General features: G+C 66.9%; 24 protein-coding genes and 1 tRNA gene. 13 read left to right on the top strand and 12 right to left on the bottom strand.

Features of this window, described 5'->3' with window-relative positions:
* Positions 1 to 53 precede the first annotated feature (53 nt).
* The 10 genes from ACVN9Z_RS18325 (at position 54) to ACVN9Z_RS18280 (ending at position 6520) form a co-directional block, all read left to right on the top strand.
* On the top strand, positions 54 to 908 hold the full coding sequence (locus ACVN9Z_RS18325) for a hypothetical protein (RefSeq protein ID WP_458212469.1): 855 nt from the start codon (positions 54 to 56) through the stop codon (positions 906 to 908).
* A 2-nt stretch (positions 909 to 910) separates the two neighbouring features.
* Positions 911 to 1342 (top strand): hypothetical protein, encoded by a 432-nt coding sequence (locus tag ACVN9Z_RS18320; protein WP_458212468.1) that lies wholly within the window; start codon positions 911 to 913, stop codon positions 1340 to 1342.
* 1 nt (position 1343) lies between these two features.
* Positions 1344 to 2096: a hypothetical protein gene (locus ACVN9Z_RS18315; RefSeq protein ID WP_458212467.1), complete on the top strand. Its 753-nt coding sequence runs from the start codon at positions 1344 to 1346 to the stop codon at positions 2094 to 2096.
* On the top strand, positions 2096 to 3334 hold the full coding sequence (locus tag ACVN9Z_RS18310; RefSeq protein ID WP_458212466.1) for a DNA cytosine methyltransferase: 1239 nt from the start codon (positions 2096 to 2098) through the stop codon (positions 3332 to 3334). The genes ACVN9Z_RS18315 and ACVN9Z_RS18310 overlap by 1 nt, the downstream gene beginning before the upstream one ends.
* Positions 3331 to 4374 (top strand): hypothetical protein, encoded by a 1044-nt coding sequence (locus tag ACVN9Z_RS18305; protein ID WP_458212465.1) that lies wholly within the window; start codon positions 3331 to 3333, stop codon positions 4372 to 4374. Before ACVN9Z_RS18310 ends, ACVN9Z_RS18305 begins: the two co-directional genes overlap by 4 nt.
* Positions 4367 to 4750 (top strand): hypothetical protein, encoded by a 384-nt coding sequence (locus tag ACVN9Z_RS18300; protein WP_458212464.1) that lies wholly within the window; start codon positions 4367 to 4369, stop codon positions 4748 to 4750. The genes ACVN9Z_RS18305 and ACVN9Z_RS18300 overlap by 8 nt, the downstream gene beginning before the upstream one ends.
* A 191-nt stretch (positions 4751 to 4941) precedes the next feature.
* Positions 4942 to 5241 (top strand): hypothetical protein, encoded by a 300-nt coding sequence (locus ACVN9Z_RS18295; RefSeq protein WP_458212463.1) that lies wholly within the window; start codon positions 4942 to 4944, stop codon positions 5239 to 5241.
* Positions 5241 to 5459 carry a helix-turn-helix transcriptional regulator gene (locus ACVN9Z_RS18290; RefSeq protein WP_148316741.1) on the top strand — a complete coding sequence of 73 codons (219 nt, stop codon included), beginning with the start codon at positions 5241 to 5243 and terminating at the stop codon, positions 5457 to 5459. The genes ACVN9Z_RS18295 and ACVN9Z_RS18290 overlap by 1 nt, the downstream gene beginning before the upstream one ends.
* 132 nt (positions 5460 to 5591) lie before the next feature.
* The gene (gene xth, locus ACVN9Z_RS18285) at positions 5592 to 6374 is read left to right on the top strand and encodes an exodeoxyribonuclease III (protein ID WP_006386403.1); all 783 of its coding nucleotides are present in this window, start codon (positions 5592 to 5594) and stop codon (positions 6372 to 6374) included.
* A 70-nt stretch (positions 6375 to 6444) separates the two neighbouring features.
* Positions 6445 to 6520: transfer RNA gene (locus tag ACVN9Z_RS18280), tRNA-Ala, on the top strand.
* A gap of 116 nt (positions 6521 to 6636) precedes the next feature.
* Here the strand turns inward: ACVN9Z_RS18280 and ACVN9Z_RS18275 are convergent.
* The 7 genes from ACVN9Z_RS18275 to ACVN9Z_RS18245 are packed head-to-tail and all read right to left on the bottom strand — an operon-like array spanning position 6637 to position 11519.
* Positions 6637 to 7155 carry a 4'-phosphopantetheinyl transferase family protein gene (locus tag ACVN9Z_RS18275; RefSeq protein WP_006386404.1) on the bottom strand — a complete coding sequence of 173 codons (519 nt, stop codon included), beginning with the start codon at positions 7153 to 7155 and terminating at the stop codon, positions 6637 to 6639.
* The gene (locus ACVN9Z_RS18270) at positions 7130 to 7513 is read right to left on the bottom strand and encodes a thioesterase family protein (RefSeq protein WP_458212462.1); all 384 of its coding nucleotides are present in this window, start codon (positions 7511 to 7513) and stop codon (positions 7130 to 7132) included. Before ACVN9Z_RS18270 ends, ACVN9Z_RS18275 begins: the two co-directional genes overlap by 26 nt.
* Positions 7514 to 8299 (bottom strand): hypothetical protein, encoded by a 786-nt coding sequence (locus ACVN9Z_RS18265; RefSeq protein ID WP_458212461.1) that lies wholly within the window; start codon positions 8297 to 8299, stop codon positions 7514 to 7516.
* Positions 8300 to 8356: 57 nt separating this feature from the next.
* Positions 8357 to 9313 carry an NAD(P)H-dependent flavin oxidoreductase gene (locus ACVN9Z_RS18260; protein ID WP_458212460.1) on the bottom strand — a complete coding sequence of 319 codons (957 nt, stop codon included), beginning with the start codon at positions 9311 to 9313 and terminating at the stop codon, positions 8357 to 8359.
* A 14-nt stretch (positions 9314 to 9327) separates the two neighbouring features.
* On the bottom strand, positions 9328 to 10221 hold the full coding sequence (locus ACVN9Z_RS18255) for a diiron oxygenase (RefSeq protein ID WP_054438907.1): 894 nt from the start codon (positions 10219 to 10221) through the stop codon (positions 9328 to 9330).
* A 15-nt stretch (positions 10222 to 10236) separates the two neighbouring features.
* On the bottom strand, positions 10237 to 10497 hold the full coding sequence (locus ACVN9Z_RS18250) for a hypothetical protein (RefSeq protein ID WP_049051373.1): 261 nt from the start codon (positions 10495 to 10497) through the stop codon (positions 10237 to 10239).
* 32 nt (positions 10498 to 10529) lie between these two features.
* Positions 10530 to 11519 carry a methyltransferase gene (locus tag ACVN9Z_RS18245; RefSeq protein ID WP_458212459.1) on the bottom strand — a complete coding sequence of 330 codons (990 nt, stop codon included), beginning with the start codon at positions 11517 to 11519 and terminating at the stop codon, positions 10530 to 10532.
* Between the two features lie 341 nt (positions 11520 to 11860).
* On the opposite strand from ACVN9Z_RS18245, the gene ACVN9Z_RS18240 reads away from it, so the two are divergent.
* Positions 11861 to 12625: a sulfite exporter TauE/SafE family protein gene (locus ACVN9Z_RS18240; RefSeq protein WP_006386411.1), complete on the top strand. Its 765-nt coding sequence runs from the start codon at positions 11861 to 11863 to the stop codon at positions 12623 to 12625.
* Between the two features lie 123 nt (positions 12626 to 12748).
* Positions 12749 to 13450, top strand: coding sequence for a YoaK family protein (locus ACVN9Z_RS18235; protein WP_052102861.1), 702 nt, complete (start codon positions 12749 to 12751; stop codon positions 13448 to 13450).
* On the opposite strand, the gene ACVN9Z_RS18230 is transcribed toward ACVN9Z_RS18235, so the two are convergent.
* The 3 genes from ACVN9Z_RS18230 to ACVN9Z_RS18220 are packed head-to-tail and all read right to left on the bottom strand — an operon-like array spanning position 13438 to position 15384.
* Positions 13438 to 13641 (bottom strand): hypothetical protein, encoded by a 204-nt coding sequence (locus tag ACVN9Z_RS18230; protein ID WP_024068574.1) that lies wholly within the window; start codon positions 13639 to 13641, stop codon positions 13438 to 13440. The genes ACVN9Z_RS18235 and ACVN9Z_RS18230 overlap by 13 nt on opposite strands.
* Positions 13638 to 14702, bottom strand: coding sequence for an Lnb N-terminal periplasmic domain-containing protein (locus ACVN9Z_RS18225; RefSeq protein ID WP_238878053.1), 1065 nt, complete (start codon positions 14700 to 14702; stop codon positions 13638 to 13640). The genes ACVN9Z_RS18230 and ACVN9Z_RS18225 overlap by 4 nt, the downstream gene beginning before the upstream one ends.
* Positions 14686 to 15384 (bottom strand): MarC family NAAT transporter, encoded by a 699-nt coding sequence (locus ACVN9Z_RS18220; RefSeq protein ID WP_006386414.1) that lies wholly within the window; start codon positions 15382 to 15384, stop codon positions 14686 to 14688. The genes ACVN9Z_RS18225 and ACVN9Z_RS18220 overlap by 17 nt, the downstream gene beginning before the upstream one ends.
* Before the next feature lie 183 nt (positions 15385 to 15567).
* Here ACVN9Z_RS18220 and ACVN9Z_RS18215 point away from each other — a divergent pair, with 183 nt between their 5' ends.
* Positions 15568 to 16959, top strand: coding sequence for a lysozyme inhibitor LprI family protein (locus ACVN9Z_RS18215; RefSeq protein WP_458212458.1), 1392 nt, complete (start codon positions 15568 to 15570; stop codon positions 16957 to 16959).
* Positions 16960 to 16966: 7 nt separating this feature from the next.
* Here ACVN9Z_RS18215 and ACVN9Z_RS18210 read toward each other — a convergent pair whose 3' ends face one another.
* Together ACVN9Z_RS18210 and ACVN9Z_RS18205 are read right to left on the bottom strand one after the other, a co-directional pair.
* Entirely contained in the window at positions 16967 to 18355 is a 1389-nt protein-coding gene (locus tag ACVN9Z_RS18210) for an amidase (RefSeq protein WP_024068572.1), read from the bottom strand.
* On the bottom strand, positions 18352 to 19644 hold the full coding sequence (locus tag ACVN9Z_RS18205; protein ID WP_024068571.1) for an MFS transporter: 1293 nt from the start codon (positions 19642 to 19644) through the stop codon (positions 18352 to 18354). Before ACVN9Z_RS18205 ends, ACVN9Z_RS18210 begins: the two co-directional genes overlap by 4 nt.
* Positions 19645 to 19657 lie beyond the last annotated feature (13 nt).

Below are 19657 nucleotides of genomic sequence, written 5' to 3'. Positions count from 1 at the left end.
CCTCAAGCACCCCCACCGCCGCCGGTGCCTGGCCACCTGATACCGAGAAGAACATGACGAAATCGACCTTTCAGCCTGGCGCTGACGTGTACAACGCCGACGGCGCTGTCGCCTCCTACGTGGGCCCGGCGCCGCACTTCGGCCACGTGGTGCTGCCGTGCTACGAGCATGACGACGAAGAGCCGCACTACGGTGAACCCGAGATCTGGCCCGAAGCGTTCGCCACGCCTCCGCGCGCCAAGCTGGCCGAAGACCTCGCCGAGCTGCGCCAGGACATCAGCGACGCGCGCCAGCAGCTGGAAGTCGTGCTGACGAAGGTCGCGGAGGCCGAGCGCACGAAGGTAATTCTGGAGCGCGAGGCCGCGAAGAATCCCGATCTCGCGCCGCTGGCGCTGTGGCTGTCGGGCGACGCCAAGTTCGCAGTGATCCTGGGCGCCGACTATGGCAACCAGTTCGACATCCACAGCGTGGAGACCGGTTCCATTCCTGACGTGTTCAAGACCAAAGACCGGGACAACGATATCCGCCTCGTGTCGCTGTACTGGGAGCCCAAGGCCGAGCGCACGTTCAGTGTGCGCGTTGCACGGTACTTCGACGGCAGCAGTGATCATTCTCGCCGCGTGTTCTTCGGGCGGACGCAGCAAGAAGCCATGGACGCCGCTGCTGCACATGTGGCCTACAACCAGAAGATCGAGCACAACGACCATTACTACCCGCGCATGGGTCTGTGGCTGGAACACTTCGGCTACAGCCACCTGCTCACGCCGAAGGTGCGCGAGAAGATGGAGGCCTACAAAGTGACGGCCCGCGAGAACCAGGCCAAGAGCGCGCGCGAGGAAGTGGCACGCGCCGAGGCCGCGCTGGCCACCGCACGCGCCAAGGCCCAACAGGCGGAACAGGCGGCCTGACCATGACCCACGCCCGCAAGCCCCGCCGCCACAAGCGCTTTCATCCCAGCATCCCGCGGCTGCCGATGACCAGCGCGCTGCGCGATCGCATCGCCACGCACATGCACGGCGCGTTCGCGGCGCTGCGCCTGTCGCCCAACGCGGAGGCGTTCGACTCCCTGGCCAACATCCTGAACATGGTCGGCCTGACCGTCCAGAACGATCCGGCGTTCCGTCAGCAGTACCTGCTGATCAACGGCGCGGCGCGGACGATGAACCAGATCGGCGCCAAGGTCGAGGCCGGGCTTGCGTTGCGTGACCACGAGATTGCCTCGCTGACGGTTGCGGTCAGCGCGATCGACGACATCCTCCCGCGCATCGACGTCGCGCGGCTGCGCATCAACGAATACATCGCCGTCGCCCTGATTCGGGCGGCGCAGACCAAAGGAGCCTGAAATGACGAAATCCTACGACGTTGCCCACGGCCTGAGCCAATGCCCTCCCGGCTCGCTGGAGCCGGTGGAGATTGCCCAGCAGCCCGGCGCTGCGCCTGCCACGGGCAACACCGCCCGCGACCAGGAGATGTACGTCGCCGGCATCCGGACTGGCGAAGAGAACGCCAAGCACAATGCGGCGATCCGAGCGGGCGCTGGCTGGCTGCCGATCGAGAGCGCGCCGAAGGACGGCACCGAGTTTCAGGCCTGGTTGAATGTGGGCCTCTGGGAGCCACGCTGCCGCTTCAACCCCGATAGCGAAGCGTTCGAAATCTGGGGCCGCGTGGATTACGACCGAGACGACTGGGATGCCTGCGGCCATCTGACTGCATCCCACTGGATGCCGAAGCCCGCCGCCCCTGGCGTATCCACGGTGGAGGATGCGCAAGACGGCGTGCCAGCCGACGTGATGGCCGCGCTGAATCGTATGTGCACGCCGTTGGATGCGTCCATCCTCAAGGGGGCTACGGCCGACGCTGACGCGTTCTGCATGCAGCTCATCCGCGACTACATCTTGCGCCGCCCCGCTCCCGCTGCTGGCGATGCGCTGGATGCTGAGCGGTATCGGGCAATCCGAAATCCGCCTTACTCCGACCGTTATGGCGACCTGTACGCAATGACGTTCCAGGGGGATGGGGATATCCCGCTCAAGGGTGACGAGCTGGACGCTGCCGCTGACGCCGCCATTGCAGCCCAACGTAAGGGGGATGCGTGATGGCCAGGGCCGTCGCCTACTACAACGAGATCGACCCTTACGCCGCCGACTGGCTCCGCAACCTGATCGCGGCAGGCCACATTGCCCCCGGCGACGTCGACGAACGCAGCATAGAGGACGTACACCCCGATGACCTTCGCCCCTACACACAGTGCCATTTCTTCGCCGGCATCGGCGTCTGGTCGTATGCCCTTCGCCGCGCCGGATGGCCTGATGATCGACCTGTTTGGACGGGTTCCTGCCCGTGCCAACCTTTCTCCGCGGCAGGCAAAGGAACTGCGTTTGATGACGAGCGGCACCTCTGGCCAGCCTGGCACTGGCTCATCCAAGAGTGCCGCCCTCCAGTCGTCTTTGGCGAGCAGGTTGCAAGCAAGGACGCAGAGCCTTGGCTCGACCTTGTTTCGACTGACCTGGAAGCCCTGGTCTATGCCGTCTCGGCGTGCGCTTTCCCGTCTGCGAGCATCGGTGCTCCGCACATCCGCGATCGAACCTACTTCGTGGCCTACGCCAACCACGACCGACGCACTGCGCCATCCCTCGATCGAGGCCACCACGCCAAACATCACACTCAACCACGCGGCGAATCTCGCGGCATGGCGCTCCCCCAATACGGTGGACTCGAAGCTGGGCAATCGGAACGGCGACGGGCAGGTGCAGTTGTGCCACCAAGCGCTGCTGGCGGGATGGGGAACGCCGCTGACCAACCATGCCAACGGGACGCCGGAGGCGTTTCTCGAGCGAAAGCGTCGGAGCATGGAGCGCGGGTCGGCATCGATGGGAGTCAGCCTGTCCGACCTGAACATGCAGGTGCAAGCGTGGTGCGCGGGATGGCCGACACCGATGGCAGGCACGCCGGCGCAGAACGGAAACAACGCGGCGGGGAACAACGACAGCAGCCGGAGGACAGTGGAACTGGCGACCTGGCCAACGCCACGGGCGGCGGACGGCGAGAAGAACGTGCGGACGCTGGACGGCGCCATGTCGGAGATCTCCCGCAAGGGGTCGCCGCAGGATCTAGCGCAGGCGGCAGCGATCTGCGGCCCGGCCCGGTTAACGGCTTCTGGCGAGCTGCTGATTGGCTCCTCTGCCGGGATGGAAAGTGGCGGCCAGTTGAACCCGGCACATTCCCGCTGGCTCATGGGGCTCCCGCCCGAGTGGGACGCCTGCGCGCCTACGGCAACGCGATCAACGCGCAGCAAGCGCAAATCTTCATCGAAGAAAGCATGAGGTGCATATGACCCAACAAGACGACATCACCCAGCGCCTGCGCGACAACGCGGACCTGGACGAAGCTGAACACGGCAATGCCCGCGTGGTGCAGCTGGAGCGCGACGCCGCCGACGAGATCGAACGCCTGCGCGCAGAGCTGTCCAAGCTGCGCGCCCCTGTAGCCGATGCCGTGACGCCGACTAACGCCGATTTGGACGCCGCATTTAATAAGGCCGTAGGCGCATCCGTCGCTATGGAGGCAAGCGCCCCTGTAGCCGATGCTGGGAACTGGCAGCAATACAGCCTCCGGGGCAGCAACGAAACCGCCGAACAGATCATCGAGCGCGAGCGCAAGGCCTACGCCGATCTGCTGCAATCGGTGATGGACAAGCGCAGGAACCAGGTAAGCGCCCCTGTAGCCGGGGAGGCGCAGCCGGTGGCCGTCACGGATCACCAAGGCGACGTTCACTGGAGGCATGGGCGCAAAGCGGGGATCGCGCTCTATGCCGCGCCCCAGGCCAGCGCCGAGTACGACCGAGGCCATGCCGATGGCTGGGCGGCAGGATGGGATCAGGCAATCAAGCAGCCCCAGGCGGACAAGGACGGCGGCCAGCAGCGCGCCGGGGATGGCAAGACCCGCGAGGCCGTGGACTATCCCCGCGGTGGCGCGCTGAACTTCGACGACCCTGTGTCGGCCAGCGCCGAAGGCATCCGCAGCCCGTCCAACGCCTGCATGCACCGCAACGAGTGCCGCGCCATGCTGGACCGCCAGCAGCGCGCCGGGGATGATCTGCCAGCCTTCATGCAGCCCCGCATGACGCCGTGGGGCCTGCTGGTGCGCGCCGGCCGCATCATTCTGGGCACGACGCTGATGGACATGTCCAAGGCGCTCGGAATGCGCCCATCAGAACTATCCGCCTACGAATGCGACCGGCAGCGCCTGACCGACGACGTCATCCTGGCGGTCATGCGGTTTTTCGAAGAACGCGGGTTGTGCATCCCCGCAACTGCCTGGCGGAAGGCCTCCCGCTCTTCCCCCCAGGCCGAACAAGGAGAGCGGGATGCGTGAACGTCCGATACTTCCCGCCGCCCACGCTGCGCTCAATGCCGAGCGCGCGGGCCGGCCCTACCAGCCTTCCAACGGCACCGAGGGGGAGTTCTTCTTCGAGGCCTGGTGCCGCGGCTGTGCACGCGACCGCGCCATGCGCGAAGGCGACGACGTCCACGAGTGCGACGATGACGAGGTCTGCAACCTCATCGCCCAGTCCATGGCGTTCAAGCCCGGCGACGCCGAGTACCCGGCCGAGTGGCAATTCGACAAGACCGGACAGCCCTGCTGCACCGCCTTTGTGCCGGCCGGCGAGCCGATCCCGACGCCGCCCTGCCCGCACACCATGGCGCTGCCGCTGGGCAACGACACCGAGGACGGAGGTGCCCATGGCTGACCATATCCCCTACCCCACATCCTGCACGGACGCCCAGGGCCGCGTATGGCGCGCCTACTCGGTCAAGTTCTACAGCCCGGACGGCTCCTACGAGTGACACATTTCAGCCATCAGCGACGACCACGCCCGGCTGCAACTCGATGCCCTCAAGGAAACGGGCCATCTCACTGGGCAGACTTTGGAGATACACGATGAATGACCGCGAACTGTTGGAGCTGGCGGCGAAGGCTTCGCGCCAAGAGCGCTCGCCGGCCGGTGACCTGTGGAGCAACGAGCGGGGCATGCTTTGGAACCCGCTCGACGACGACGGCGACGCGCTGCGGCTCGCCATCAGGCTGCGCCTATGGCTGCATGTCGAGGAATACGGCGCATCAGCACGGCGCGCCGGCGGCGCATGGGTTGGCTGTGAAGCGCGCCTGCACGGCGGCATTAAAGCGGCGACCCGCCGCGCCATCGTGCGCGCCGCCGCCGCTATCGGAAAGGAAATGTGATGGCACACGCAGCCCAACACCAAGCACCGGCCGCGGCGCCGAAGCTGCTCTACCGTCTGCGCGAGGCCGAGGAAGCCCTGGGCCTGTCGCGCACGATGATCTACCGCCTGGTGAAGCGCGGAGACCTGGAGAAGGTCGTGATCGGCGATGCCACGCGCATCACGGTCGAAAGCGTGCAGGCGCTGATCGAGCGCAGCAAGCAGAAGAAGGCGGCATGACCGGGTATCATCTGGCCTTGTCCCTGGCGTCAGCCAACCACGCCCCGGATGAGTAGCCAGATGAGTAGCTAGGCCGGGATTTTGGAAGGCAGCACTGCCGAAAGCCGCATGAATAAACGGTCTACGAAAATTATGAAATTAGCCACCTGGAACGTCAACTCCCTCAACGTGCGCCTGCCCCAGGTGCTGGACTGGCTGGCCGCCAATCCCGTCGACGTGCTCTGCATCCAGGAACTGAAGCTGACCGACGACAAGTTCCCCGAGGCCGCCTTCAAGGAGGCCGGCTACCACGCGGTCTGGGCCGGCCAGAAGACCTACAACGGCGTTGCCATCGTGTCGCGCGTGCCGGGCACGTCCATGGTGCGCAACCTGCCTACCTACGAAGACCCGCAGCAGCGCGTGCTGGCCCTGACCTTCCCCAGCGCGGACGGCGACGTGCGCGTGGTCTGCGCCTATTGCCCCAATGGCCAATCGGTCGGCTCGGACAAGTACGCCTACAAGCTCGAATGGTTTGCCGCCATGCGCGCCTGGCTGGCCGACGAGATCAAGCAGTACCCGCGCCTGGCGGTGCTGGGCGACTACAACGTCGCCCCGGCCGACGAGGACGTGCACAACCCCGAGAAATGGGAAGGCCAGGTGTTGGTCTCCGAGCCCGAGCGCCAGGCGCTGCGCGACCTGATCGATCTGGGCCTGGCCGACTCGTTCCGCCTGTTCGAGCAGCCCGAGAAGTCGTTTTCGTGGTGGGATTACCGGCAGTTCGCGTTCCGCCGCAATGCCGGCCTGCGCATCGACCACATCCTGCTGTCACCGCCGCTGGTCAAGCGCTGCACCGCCTGCGTCATCGACAAGGAACCGCGCCGCAACGAGCAGCCTTCCGACCACGCGCCGGTGGTGGCCACGCTGACGTTCGATTGAGCCAAAAATCTTGCGCACCGGCTTGCACGGCGCGCGGAAATTCCTGTATAGTTGCGCTCTTGCTTGATTTGGGGCGGTAGCTCAGCTGGGAGAGCGTCGCGTTCGCAATGCGAAGGTCGGGAGTTCGATCCTCCTCCGCTCCACCAATTCAAGCTCCAGAGCGATCTGGGAAAGTACAAGACAGCGCCTTAGGGCGCTTTTTTGTTTGGCGTTGTTGTTTGGCGCTGTTTTTTTGGCCTTGCGGCGGGCGCGGCCCGCGGATTCAAGACTGCAGCAAGGAGATGCGGGGCCTGCCGTATTCCTGCCGGTAACACACGCATAGCAGCACTCTGCCGACCCGCTCGCACCGCGCGACGAAGCTCCAGCGGCTGAATACCAGGCCGATTTCCGCCCCGCCCAGGCCGAGCGGCCTCGCCCCGGTGATGGACAGGCGCGGCAGCGCATGCAGCAGCCCCAGCCCCACGCTTTTCGCGCAAGCCTCGCGGGCGACCCAGCCGGCCAGGAAATCCACCACGACGCGATCCCGCCGCGCCAGCCACGCCGCCAGGCGCTGCTGGCGGACGGCCAGATCGGGCCGATCCAGATGCTCGATGTCTATGCCCACATACTTGCGGTTGGCGTATAGCCGCGCCTGCATGCCGGCACTGTCGCTCACGCCGAAACCGGCAAGGCCGGGAAGGTACGGCTTGCCCAAGCGCGTGCGCGCGGCCCGCCCGGAAAGCGCCGGGTCCAAAGCGCCCAGCGCCACCGTGACGTCAAAGCTCGACGAGGGTACGGTCATGCGTGCCGGTCGCGATCAGGGTGTCGGCATCGCCCGTCACGGCGTGCGCGCTGAACCGCAGGGAATTGCCGAACATGGCCGCCACCGTGATCGTCAGCCGCACCGCGCTGCCCGGATGCGCGTGCGCCACGTGCCGCACGCTGACCGCGTGTCCGACCGACCCGCAACGCCCGCCGCCCGCCAAGCGGATGCACTCGGTCGCATAAGACTCGATCCAATAGACAATAACCGGGGTGGCCAGCACGTCCAGGTCTCCGCCATAGCTCAACGCGCTTGCGGCGGCATCGACCACGCAGGTTTTCTGGAACTGCTGGCCTGTCTGAAACAGCGCCTGCGCCTGTAGCGTCGGGCGATCCATCTAGGCGCGCTCCAGCGCGGCGAGCGTATCCGCCGCGTTGCCGAAACGATCCTTGAACATGGAGATCCAGCGCTCCAACCCGAACGCGACACAACTGGTATGCACGAAGTTGCCCGCCAGGCGGATATCGAATTTTTCACCGAAGTAGTTGCGGTGATAGTTCAGCGAAGACACGGCATGGCCGTCGAACACCAGTTCACGCTTGGTGGGCGTCAGCGCCGACAGGCGCGCCACGGCGCTGCCTGAATCAAAGAAGGGATCGTTGGCTTCTTCACAACCCGCGCTGATCCCCAGTTGGGCGAACAAGGAGAACAGGCGGTCGTAACCCGCTTCCAGGTGCGCCCGCGCGCCCTCCGCGGTGCCCAGGTACACGTATTCCTTCATGGTGAAGTTAAAGGCACGGTAACGATCCAACGCCTTGTCCTCGTGCCGGAAGCAACGCGCGATGCAGGATTCCACGCGCGCCCCGTCCAGATGCTGCCCTTGCAACCCCAGATAGACCTTGTAGCAGGTCGCCGGCAACAGCGCCACGTCGGCGACAAGCGCCTTGAAATCCTGGTCCAGCTTGCGCTGGCCGCGCGCGAACCCCAGCAACTCCCCTTGCTCTATCGAGCACATGACGCAGGTCAGGTGCGGGAAATTACGCACATAACCCAGTGCATTGATCTCTTCATGGGCCAGCAAGCTGTCGAATTCCGTGGTGGCGTCGGGCGCAATCGAGAATATGTCGTCCAGCTTGCCCTGCAGCACGGTCTTTACCTGGTGCCATTGCTTTTCGATGATCACGATGAAATCTCCTGGAAAGCCCTAAAAGCACTTGAAGAATACGGACAGGACCAAGCCTTACGACGTCAAGTCAGCCAGCACCTGCCGCACGGTTCGGATGGAATGCGTGTCCTTGCAGGACGTGCCGCAATACAACGCCATGTCCTCGATCAAACCCTCGGTGTGGACGGTGGGCACCGCGACGCTGTACCGCAGGATGGGATAACGCTTTCCAAAGTAATACGCAGAGCCGATGACGCCCGCCGGCAGCGATTCCTCGCAACTGGCATTGCGGATGACCCGGTGGCGATGGGTATGCCACCCCACGCTGAAGCGGTCGGTGACCACGGTATCGCCGGGCGTGGCGTTCACGATCGCCTGCTTGTAGCGCTCGTGCGCCGCGGACTCCCGGGTGGCCGCGAATACCGTGCCGCACAGCACGCCGGAAAATCCGGCCTGCATTACCTGGCGCAATTCCACCGCGTTGCTGATGCCGCCGCTTATGAACACCATGCGCTTGTCGACGCCATGGCGGGCGGCCTGGTCCAGCGCCTGCTCGCGCGCGGTCGAACCCAGGTGATGGCCGCCCGCTTCCGTGGTCTGCAATACGCCAAAACGCGCACCGGCATCGAACCCCGCTTCCAGCTCGCCCCAGTTTCCCCCTTGCACGCCATATTCCATCCCGACCGGCAAAGCCCGCAGCACGGTGGCGTCCGGCAGGCCGAAGAAGGTCACGATCGGCCGCTCCGGACGGTCCGCCAGGAAAGCCAGCCGGTCGAGCAACGCGCCCGCGTCCAGCACGAAGGGCACCAGATTCACGCCAAAGCGCGCCCGGGTCAGCGTGGCGGTCTGCGCGAGCAACACGCCGATCTCGTCCAGCGTGTGGCGATACAGGCCAATCATGCCGAACGCGCCCGCCTCGCACACGGCGGCCGCCAGCTCCGGCTGCGCGACGCCGCCCATGCCGGCCTGCAGAATGGGCAAGCGCGCGCCAAAAAGCGCTTCCACCTTGGAACTGCTGGCAATCTGCGCCATGATGTGCCTCCGCCCTATAGCGCGGCCAGGTTCAGGTCCGTCACCAGCCCCTGTTTGGTGAAGTAGGCGGCGCTACGCTTGAACCATTGCTCGTGGACGGCCTTGCGCGCCGGATGCGAGCGCAGCGCGTTGCGCATGGCGTTGCCGTTGCGAAACCCCAGCGGCTCGTAGACCTTGGCGTCGTCATAGACGGCGGGGTTGTACATCAGGCTGATGAAGTACCGGAACATATTGGTCACCGTGCGCGCCACCTCCGCCCGCGTCGCGTCGGGATCGCCGCTGCGCTCCAAGGCCAGCTGGTACAGGCGCGGCACCATTTCCCGGCCGAAGGACACGTGGCGGGACTCGTCCACATGATGCTGGTAATTGATCTGCTTGAGGATCTCGGTGATGCCGTCCGTGGTGCCGACCTTGTGGTTGTAGTAGTCGACGAACTCTTCGAAGATCAGGGTGCTGGCGAACATGTACAAGTCATCCAGCTCTGGCGTGGACGCCTGCGCATCGCCCTGCAACTGAATGGACGGATATATTTTTCCCGCATAATCGAGACAGGCCTTGGCGAAATACCACATATGGAAGTTCTCTTCGCCCATGAAGATATGCAGGTATTCGGATACATCGGCATAGCGCTCTTCATAGATGCATCGGCTGACAAAGCCCAGCACTCCTTTGATGCCGTGCACGTTCAGGCTGAAGAAATTGACCGCCTCCCATTTGCTGAGCCGTATCTGCTGCGCGGCGTCCAGTTGCTCCTGCAGGGGCGTTCCATAGGTGGTGAGCAAGTCATTGCTGCACCAGGGCTGGTCATCCGGAATATGGGCGGGCCACTCGAAACGCTCGTAGGGGTCATGCGAACGCCCCTTGGACAGCGTCTTCAAGCGGTCGATTCTTGAGTAGTCGAATGTCATGGCGGGTTCCTTGGACTAGCGCTGTACGTGGACGAAGTTGACGATGGCATCCACCGTGCGCAGGTCGTCGACGGTGATGGCGGTCGAGACATCACGCCCCACCAGTTCGCCCAGGAACATGATGAAATCCAGGAACTGCATGCTGTCCAGGATGCGCTCTTCGATCAGGTTCTTCTCCTTGATGCCTTCGACCTGCGCATTGCGGTTTTCCTTCAGCCAGGCGATCACTTCGGCTTCGGTATCGGTATCGGTGACGGTGACGGTCTGTGTGGACATAGGGACTCCGGTTCAATGGGGTGGATAACGCGTCAGACCTTGACGGCCGACAGCAGGCAAAACCCGCTGCTCTCCTGGCGCAGCACGGCCTGGCGCTCAAATCCGGCGGCCGCGATCTGCGCCTGCATGTCGCCCACCGTCCAACTGCGCCCGCCATCCCACAGCGCCAGCGCGGACAGGTTGTGCAAGGTGGTGAACAGCGGCGCGCGCCGGTCCTCGGCAAGGAAGTAGCCTTGCACCAACAAGGTTCCGCCCGGGCGCAATGCCTGCCTTGCGCGGTCCAGCATCGATCGGCACACCTGCGCGCTCTCCTGATGCAGCACGTTCGAAAAGAGCAGCGCGTCGGCCGCCTCGCCAAAGCCGTCCTGCCGATAATCGGCCACCTTGGCGCTCACGCGGTCCGCCAGGCCGGCAGCGCGCATGGTTTCGCGCGTGATCTCGACAACCGGCGCCAGATCCAGAACCTGCGCGGTTACGTCGGGCCGCGCCGCGCACAACGCAATGGAATACGTGCCTGCGCCCCCGCCCACATCCACCAGGTGGCGAATGGGCACGTCTTGCAGGGCCTGCGCAAACGCGGGGCCCGAACGGGACGCGAACTGATGCATGCCGAGGATGAAATCGCGCATGAACTGGGGGTCCTCGCCCAGCCACTTGGATTGGTTGTCCACCGCCTCGCCTCGCCGCACCGCCTCGGCCAGTTGCGTCCAAGGCTGCTTCCAGCGCGCCATGACGCGCAGCCAGCACAACAGGGATTCGGGGCTGCCCTCGGTGAGAAAACGCGTACTGAGATCGGTATTGGCGTAGCGCTCGCCGTCGCATGCCAGCAGTTTCTGCGCGACCGCGCAGTCCAGCAAGCGTTCCAGCGGCTCGGATTCGCAACCGATTTCCCGAGCCAGCTCGGCGCAGGTACGGGGTTCAGCCAAACGCTGGGCAATCCCCAGATCGGCCAGGGCATACAAGGGTTGCCCCTCCCAATGCCCGAATGCCAACCGGGAAAACGCCATGAAGCTCACATCCATCGAGATTCCCTCCTGATTCAACGGTGATGGCCCGACGGGCCAGACAGGTGAACACGCAACAACCCCGGGGACGGAGTTGGAAACCAGCGATCAGGATGTATGCACGCAAAGCCGATGGAGATCCGGCCGCATGCGCCATCCTGGGAGTTGACAGCGATCTTGCGGGGCGGCTAAAAGGCGTCGCCGGAGTGTCTTCAATGGTCCATATTCTGGACCATTATTTATTATTTAATTTTCGAGCATTCTATACCCACGAAGAAAATAGGCAATAATAAATTTCACCCGATATTTTTTGGTCCATTATGTAGACCATAAACGCTGTTTAACGAAGAGGTGTGGGCATGGAGTGGACCATCGCGGCACTGCTGGCCGGCGCGGGCACGCTGGGCGGCGTCATCAATGCGCTGGCGGGCGGCGCCACCTTGATTACCTTTCCCGCGATGGTGGCGGCGGGCCTGCCGCCTGTCATCGCCAATGCCTCCAGCGCGGTAGCCATATCACCCGGCCATATCCTCGCGGCACTGGCGGATCGTGAAAATCTGCCCGCTCCCGATCGGCGCTTCTGGTTGTTATCGATCGCCACCACCGCGGGCGGCGCGCTGGGCGCATTCATCCTGCTTGCCATTCCCCCCGCCTATTTCATCCTGCCGGTGCCGGCGCTGATCGCGTTCGCCACCCTGCTGTTTGCCTTTGCGCCCCAGGTGCAGGCCTGGAGCGCGCGCCGACGCGGCGGCCAGGCGCAGGACGGTCCCGCGCGCGGCGTGCTGCCGATCGCGCTGGCCTCCGTGTATGGCGGTTTTTTCGGCGCCGGGCTGGGCGTGATCCTGACCGCGGTGATTTCCATCACGGATCCCGGAAACCTGCGCGCCATCAAATCACTGAAAAACCTGCTGGCCACGTTTGTCACCGCCGCGGCGATCGTCATCTTCATCGTGCAGGGCTCGGTGCACTGGCCGGCCACGCTATGCATGCTGGCCGGCGCGCTGGCGGGAGGCTACCTGGGCGGCCACTTGATACGCGTCCTGCCGGCTTCGGCCATCCGGGCGTTCGTGATCGTCACGGGCGCCGCCATGACCGTGATCTATGCGGCGAAGTACTGGTTCTGAACGCCCCGCGCCATTGCCGGCCTTGGCGCATCACCGGCGTCGTCGGAACATCGTCCTGCGTGCGTGAACGCCGCAACTGCGATACAACGGTAGGCACTCTGCCGTCACCCGGATGGAACACCGATGTCCGCGCCCGCCACCACCGTTCCCGCTGCCGCCTCCACCGACGAGCGCCTGCCGCTGCTCCTGAGCCTGAACGCGGGCTACGTCGACACCCTTGGATTCATCGCGCTGCACGGCCTGTTTTCGGCGCACGTGACCGGCAACTTCGTCACCATCGGCTACGCGCTCGGCAACGGCGCCTCGGGCGCCTGGACCAAGCTGGCGGCCCTGCCGATGTTCTGCCTGGGCGTGTTCCTGGCGCGGCTTTACGGGCAGGCGCGACGCGACGCGGGCAAGCCGGCGTTCATGCGGCTGCTCACGGCCAAGACGCTGCTGCTGTGCGTGGCCGCGGCGCTGGCCCTGGCGCTGGGGCCGTTTGCCCCGGGCGACAGCTGGGGACTGTTCGCCACCGGCATGACGCTGGTGCTGGCGATGTCGATCCAGAACGCGGTGCATCGGGTGCACCTGGGCGCGGCCCCGCCCTCGACGCTGATGACGGGCACCACCACGCAGATCATGCTGGACCTGGCCGACGCCGCGCGCGGCCAGGCCGACGAGGCGGCCAGGCGCCGCATGGGACGCATGGGACGGGCGGTGCTGGCGTTCGCGATCGGTTGCGGCGCGGCCGCGCTGCTGCACGTGTCGATCGGGCTGTGGGCCTTCGCGCTGCCGCCGCTGGTGTCGCTGGCGGGACAGGCGCTGGCGCGCCCCTACCCCGGCTGACGCGCCTGGCTGGCGCGCCGGGCCCGGGCGCCCTTGCCCTGGGGCCGCGGATCGCGTGGTGTCTGGCCGGCCCGCCGGCCGCGCAAGCGGCGGGCAATGGCGTCATAGAGCCGCACGCCGGGCGTGCGCATCAGCAGGAACACCAGTACGCCCAGCAGCAGGGCCAGCCATACGGCGCGCAGCGAGATCATGGCGCTCCCCCCGCCGGTTCGGCGCGCAGGTGACGGCGGATCGACCGCGAGAAACCGATCGAATCCTCGCCCAGGATCGGCGGAATGCCGACGAAGCCGCGCTCGCGCAGCGTCTGCAGTGGCAGCCGGGTATCGAGTCCGCCTTGCTCATAAAGGTATTCGGGCAGGTAGCCCGACAACAGGATGCGGTAGTCCAGCGGCAGGCCGGGCACGATGGCGCGCACCATGCGGTAGACCAGCGTGGTGCAGTTGGCGGTGACCGTGTGGTAGAAGCGCGGCGTGTCCGCCAGCTCGTTGGCGGTGCGCACGTACGACAGGAACAGTTCGCGCATGGCATCGACCGGCATTTGCACCGGGTAGATGTAGACATTCTCGGCGCGCGGACCGGCGCGCACGTAGAGCACGTCGCGCTCGTCGGCGGCAACCACGCTCAACTCGAACTTCTTGAAGAAGCCGCCCAGTTCCGAGAATTGTTCGCCGCGCTCCTTGCGGATCTCGACCGAGAACACCACGTGACGGCCATCGGCGAAACCGAACGAGACCAGGGTGTGGGCGATGGCGGGGCCGTCCCAGTAAGACAGCACCATGTCGACCGACCGCAGGTCGTTCAGGTCGTAGACCCGGGTTTCCCAACGCTGCGTGTAATCGCTGTCCGAGCGCCACTTGAAGTCACGCACATTGTCCAGCGTGACGATGCTGCCCGCGACACGGCCACGCAGGGTGCGGGCCACGTCGTCGGCCCAGACCCGGTCATTGGAGGGCGCGATGCCTTGCCACCAGGCCGCCAGCGCGATCACGGCCAACAGGTAGGCCCACAACGCGGGCCGGCGGCGCAAGCGACCGACGCCATGCCACAGCCGTAGCAAGGCATACAGCCCCAGCGCGACCCAGGCCAGCATCAGCACCGCCTTGGCCCAGACGGCCCCCGGCCCCTGATACCAGAACGCCAGGCAGGCCCACCCGATGGAGAACAGCATCAGCAGGCTGAGCGCGGCCCGGCCCAGCAGCCGCAGGCCGCGCCGGGCCCAGCCGGCGCGGGTGGCGTCAGGCACCGGCGCCATGCTGGCTCACGATTTCCAGCACGCCGTTGATGACGAACTGCACGCCCATGCACACCAGCAGGAAACCCATGATGCGCGAGATGGCCTCGACCCCGCCGTTGCCGATCAGGGCGACGATGCGGCCGGCCGAACGCAGGCAGATCCAGAACAAGAGGCCCAGCAGCGAAAAGACGATGACCGGCGTGACGGCGATGGTCCACGCGGGATACTGGCTGGCGGTCTCGCCGCCGACGGTCGAAGCCGCGCTGATGATCATGGCGATGGTGCCCGGCCCCGCCGTGCCCGGCAGCGCCAATGGCACGAAAGCGATGTTGGGCACCTGGCGGTGAATCGCGACATCGGCGGCGACGTCGGCCTCGCGCTCGTCACTGGCGGCGCTGGCCGCCGACGGAAACAGCATGGTGAAACCGATGCTGACCACGATCAGTCCGCCGGCGATGCGCAGGCCCGGGATCGAGATGCCGAACGTGGCCATGATCCAGGCGCCGGCGTAGTACGTGACCAGCATGATGCCCACCACATAGCAGGCGGCCTGCCGGATCTGGCGTTCGCGCTCCTTGTAGGGAATGTGCTGTCCCAGGGACAGCAGCATGGTCATGGAGGTCAGGGGATTGGCCAGCGGCAGCATGAGCGCCAGGCCCAGGCTGACCAGCTTGCCCAATTGAACCAGATCATCAATCATCGCGGCGAAGGAGAAAACGGCGGATCGGGAGGGACGAACAACGCGCGCGTCCGGCGTCATCGACCGCGCTACACCGCACAGTGTAATGTAAGCAAAGGCAAACATCCGTATTTACCGGGTGGCGCGCTCCGGTACCATGCTGCCCGGGTGGCCGCCGGCCACGATCCCTAGAGGAATTGCGCCGTGACCGTCCTTCGCCCGCGCGGCTGGCTTGCCGCCCTGTCCCTGCTGTTCGCCCTGCCCGCCGCGCCCGCCGTGGCCGGCATGGATTGCGCGCGGGCGCGCACGCCCACCGAGAAGACGCTGTGCGCCGATGCCGCGCTGTACCGGCTCGACGATGAGCTCGGCGCCGCCTATGCCAGGTTGCGCGCCGCCCAGCAGCCCGGGCAGAACGAGGCGCTGCGCCAGGCGCAACGCGGCTGGCTCAAGCAGCGCGACGCCTGCGGCAGCGATGCCGAATGCCTGCGCCAGCGCTACGACACCCGCCTGGCGCAACTGCAGGCGCAGCAGTCCCGCGCGCTGGCCTATCGCCCCGACGACATCGATCGCCTGGCGCTGGAAGACCTGCGCCAGGCGATCGAGGCCGCGCGCCAGTCGAATCCGGAATTTGCCGTGGAAACCGTGCTGGCGGCGCGCTCGCTCAAGGCCGAGGCCAGCGCCATCCACAACGAACGCGCGGCGGACGGCGACGGCCCGGCGCGCCTGCCCGCCGCCCGCCCGGCGGGTGTCACCGAGGACGAATGGGCCGCCGTGCTGGCGTCGGACCTGGAATCCGACGCCGAAGAAGGGTCCGTCTCCTACCTGCTGCTGGACCTGGACGGCGACGGCCGCCGCGACCTGGTGCTAGACAGCTACATCGGCGGCACCGGGCTGTTCTCGGAGGTCAGCGCCCTGCGCCGCGACGGCGACCGCTTCCTGCCGGCCGACCTGAGCGGCGCGCCGGACGCCGGCGCCTCGCTCTATACGATCAATGGCCGCGGCGCCAACCAGTCGGGCGACTGGATCCGGCTGCGCGACCGCGTCTACGCCGTCTACCGCGTCGGCGCCTACGGCGAAGACCGGCTCCATCTGCTGCGGCCGCTGCGCCGGGTGGGCGAGGTGCCGATGCTGACGGTGCGCTACCGCTACGAACTGTCGGTGCCGCGCCAGCAGAAGAACAGCGACAAGGGCACGGTCAGGACATTGGACGAGACGCTGCACGCGGCATTGACGCGCGCCGTGGCCGCCGTGCCCGCCGACCGCGCCTGGGGCGACGCGCCAAGCCGCAAGCCGCTGTGTCCCGTGCCGGCCGGCGCCGCCCAGGACGAAAGCGGCGCCTACTTCGGCTTCGGGCCGGGCCACTACAGCTACGAGACCGTCGCCGACGTGACGGTGCAGGCGGGCCCGCGCTGCTACGTGGGCCGGGTGGTGGACTGGTTCGGCGACTACAGCGCCAAGTCGGGACTGTCGGCGCAGATCTGGATCCGCGACCCCGCGCCCGGAGACCGGCAGGAATCCTTCGACCTGCACGGCAGGCGCCGCGCCGTCGGCGTCGAAGCCGGCATCGGCCCCGTGGTCGGCGACAACGGCGCGTAGCCCGCGGTCAGCCCCCTGGCCGGCGCCAGTGCCGCGCCGCCAGCGCCAGCAGGCGCGCGTCGGCGCCTTCGGCGGCCACCAGTTGCAACGCCACCGGCATGCCGTCGACAAAGCCGGCCGGCAAGGCGATGGCCGGCAGCCCCAGCAGGTTCCACGGATTGGTCAGGCCCAGCAGCGTCTCGCGCACGGCGGCGCTGCCGGGGCCGGCCACGCTGCGCTGCTGCAGCGCCGGCGCGGTGATCGCCACCGCCGGCAACGCCAGCACGTCGACCCGCTCGAAGATGCCCGCGAACACGCCGCGCAACCGCTCGCGGGTGTTGCGCGCGCGGACGTATTCCCAGCCCTGCACCGGACGCGAGGCGCGCAGGCGCTCCAGCACTTCGGGATCGAACTTGCCGGGTTCGTCCTCGACCCGCTCGGCGTGCACTTCATAGGCTTCCGAACGCTGGATGGCGCCCAGCGCCGCCTGCAAAGCGCGAGCGTGGCGCGTGACCTCGGCGCCGTCCACCAACACGCCGCCGAAGCCTTCGGCGAGCGCGCGGGCGCGGGCCGTGACGGCCGCATCCTCGATGGCGAACGGCGCGTTCGGCACCCACATCATGCGCGGCGCGGCCAGCCCGGGATCGGCCGCCTCGGCATAGGCGCCGATCGCGCCGCCGGACAACGCCTGCATGAAGACCTGCGCATCCTCGACGCTGTTGGCCAGCACGCCGGCATCCTCGATGCTGGGCGCCAGCGGGAACACGCCGCGGGCCGACACGCGGCCATGGGTCGGCTTGAAACCGACCACGCCGCACAGCGCGGCGGGCACGCGCACCGAGCCGCCGGTGTCGGTGCCCAGCGCCACCGGCACCATGCCCGCGGCCACCGCGGCGCCGCTGCCGGCGCTGGAGCCGCCCGTGATCTGGCTGGTGCGCCACGGATTGCGCGCCGCGCCCTGGACGCTGCGGTCGCCGGTGGGGCCGTAGGCGAATTCATGCGTGAGGGTCTTGCCGATGACGATGGCGCCCGCCGCGCGCAACAGCGCCACGCAGTCGGCGTCGGCCGCGGGCCGGTGCCCAAGGAAGTGCGCCGCGCCCATGGTGGTGGGCATGTCGCCGGTATCGACGTTGTCCTTGATGGCGACGGGGATGCCGTGCAGCGGCCCGCGCACCTGGCCGCGGGCCCGCTCGGCGTCCAGCGCGCGGGCGGCGGCCAGGGCGGCGTCGGCGTCCACGTGCACGAAGGCGTTCAGTTGCGGGTTCAGGCGCTCGATGGCCGCCGCCGCGTGGCGCACCAGCGCTTCGGCGTCGAGCGCGCCCTGGCGCATGGCGTCCTGCAGTTCGGCCACGGTGCGGCCGGCGAAAAAGCCGGGTTCGACGGCCAGCGCCGGAACGGGGTTGGATTGCGGATTCATCGCGTGGCTCCCTGGTAGTTGGCGGGCAGGCGCGGGCCGACGCCCGGACGCACCTGCAACATGGCGATCATGCCGACCGCCGTGGCGACCGAGGCGGCCACGAACATGACCGAATAGCCGTGGCGCGCCGCCAGGTAACCGGTCAGGGTCGGCGCCAGGATCGAGGCGATGTTGGCGAAGAAGTGCATCAGGCCGCTGAAAGTGCCGACGCGGCTGGCGGGCGCGGTATCGATCACCACGGCCCAGTAGACCGAGTTGGGCATGGCGTTGAGCGCGTTGGCCAGCGTCATCAGCGCGATCACGGCGAACACCGACTGCGCCTGCGACACCAGCAGGAAGCACAGCGTGGTGGCCAGCAGGCAGCCGGCGGCGAACCAGCTGCGGGCGATCTTCAGGTTGCCGGTGCGCCTGGCCAGCATATCGGAGATGCGGCCGCCCAGCAGCACCGTGACGCAGGCGCCGGTCCAGGGAATCATGCCCATGTACCAGAGCGAGGACAGGCTGTAGCCGAAGGTGTCCTGCAGGTACTTGGGAGTCCAGGTCAGCAGCAGGAAGTTGACGTAGTTGAACGAGAAATAGCCCAGGGTGTTCAGCACCAGCGTCTTGCTGCGAAAGAAGCTCCACCACGGCAGCGCCGGCGCGTCGCCGCCCTGCCCGGCCGCCGCCTGCTCGGCGCGCGCCGCCTGGATCTCGCGCAGTTCGGCCGGGGACACGCGCGGGTTGGTGTCGGGCCGGTCGGTGAAGATGCGCATGAACAGCACCAGCACGAGCAGGCCGGCCGCGCCCAGGATGTAGAACATGGCGCGCCAGCTGCCGGTCAGGCTCAAGAGGCCCACCGCCACGGGCGCGGTCAGCAGCGCGCCCAGCGGCGTGCTGAGCAGGCCGAAGCCGACCACGAAGCCGCGTTCGCGCGGCGTGGCCCAGTTGGCGATGGTCTTGTTGATGATGGAGTACGCCGGCCCCTCGGCCGCGCCGAACAGGATGCGGATGGTGGCAAAGCCGGCCAGCGCCGAGCCGCCCAGGAAGGCCAGGCCGAAGTCGCCGGCCCAGGCGGTGGCGATCTCGAAGATCGACCAGGTCACGCCGGCCACGATCCAGACCTTGCGCGGGCCGTAGCGGTCGGCCAGCATGCCGCCGAACAGCGCGCCGACCATGTACCCATAGCCGAAGTACCCCAGCACGGCGCCCCAGTCGCCGCGATCCAGGCCATATTCGCCGGTGATGTGCGCGGCGGCGTAGGACATGGCGCCGCGGTCGATGTAGTTGATCAGTGCCAGCAGCACGACCATGGTGAAAATTCGG

It is taken from the genome of Achromobacter sp. KK8 (genome assembly GCF_054188005.1).
The sequence above is the reverse complement of the archived record's forward strand: the minus strand, read 5'-3'. Positions and strand labels throughout refer to the sequence as shown.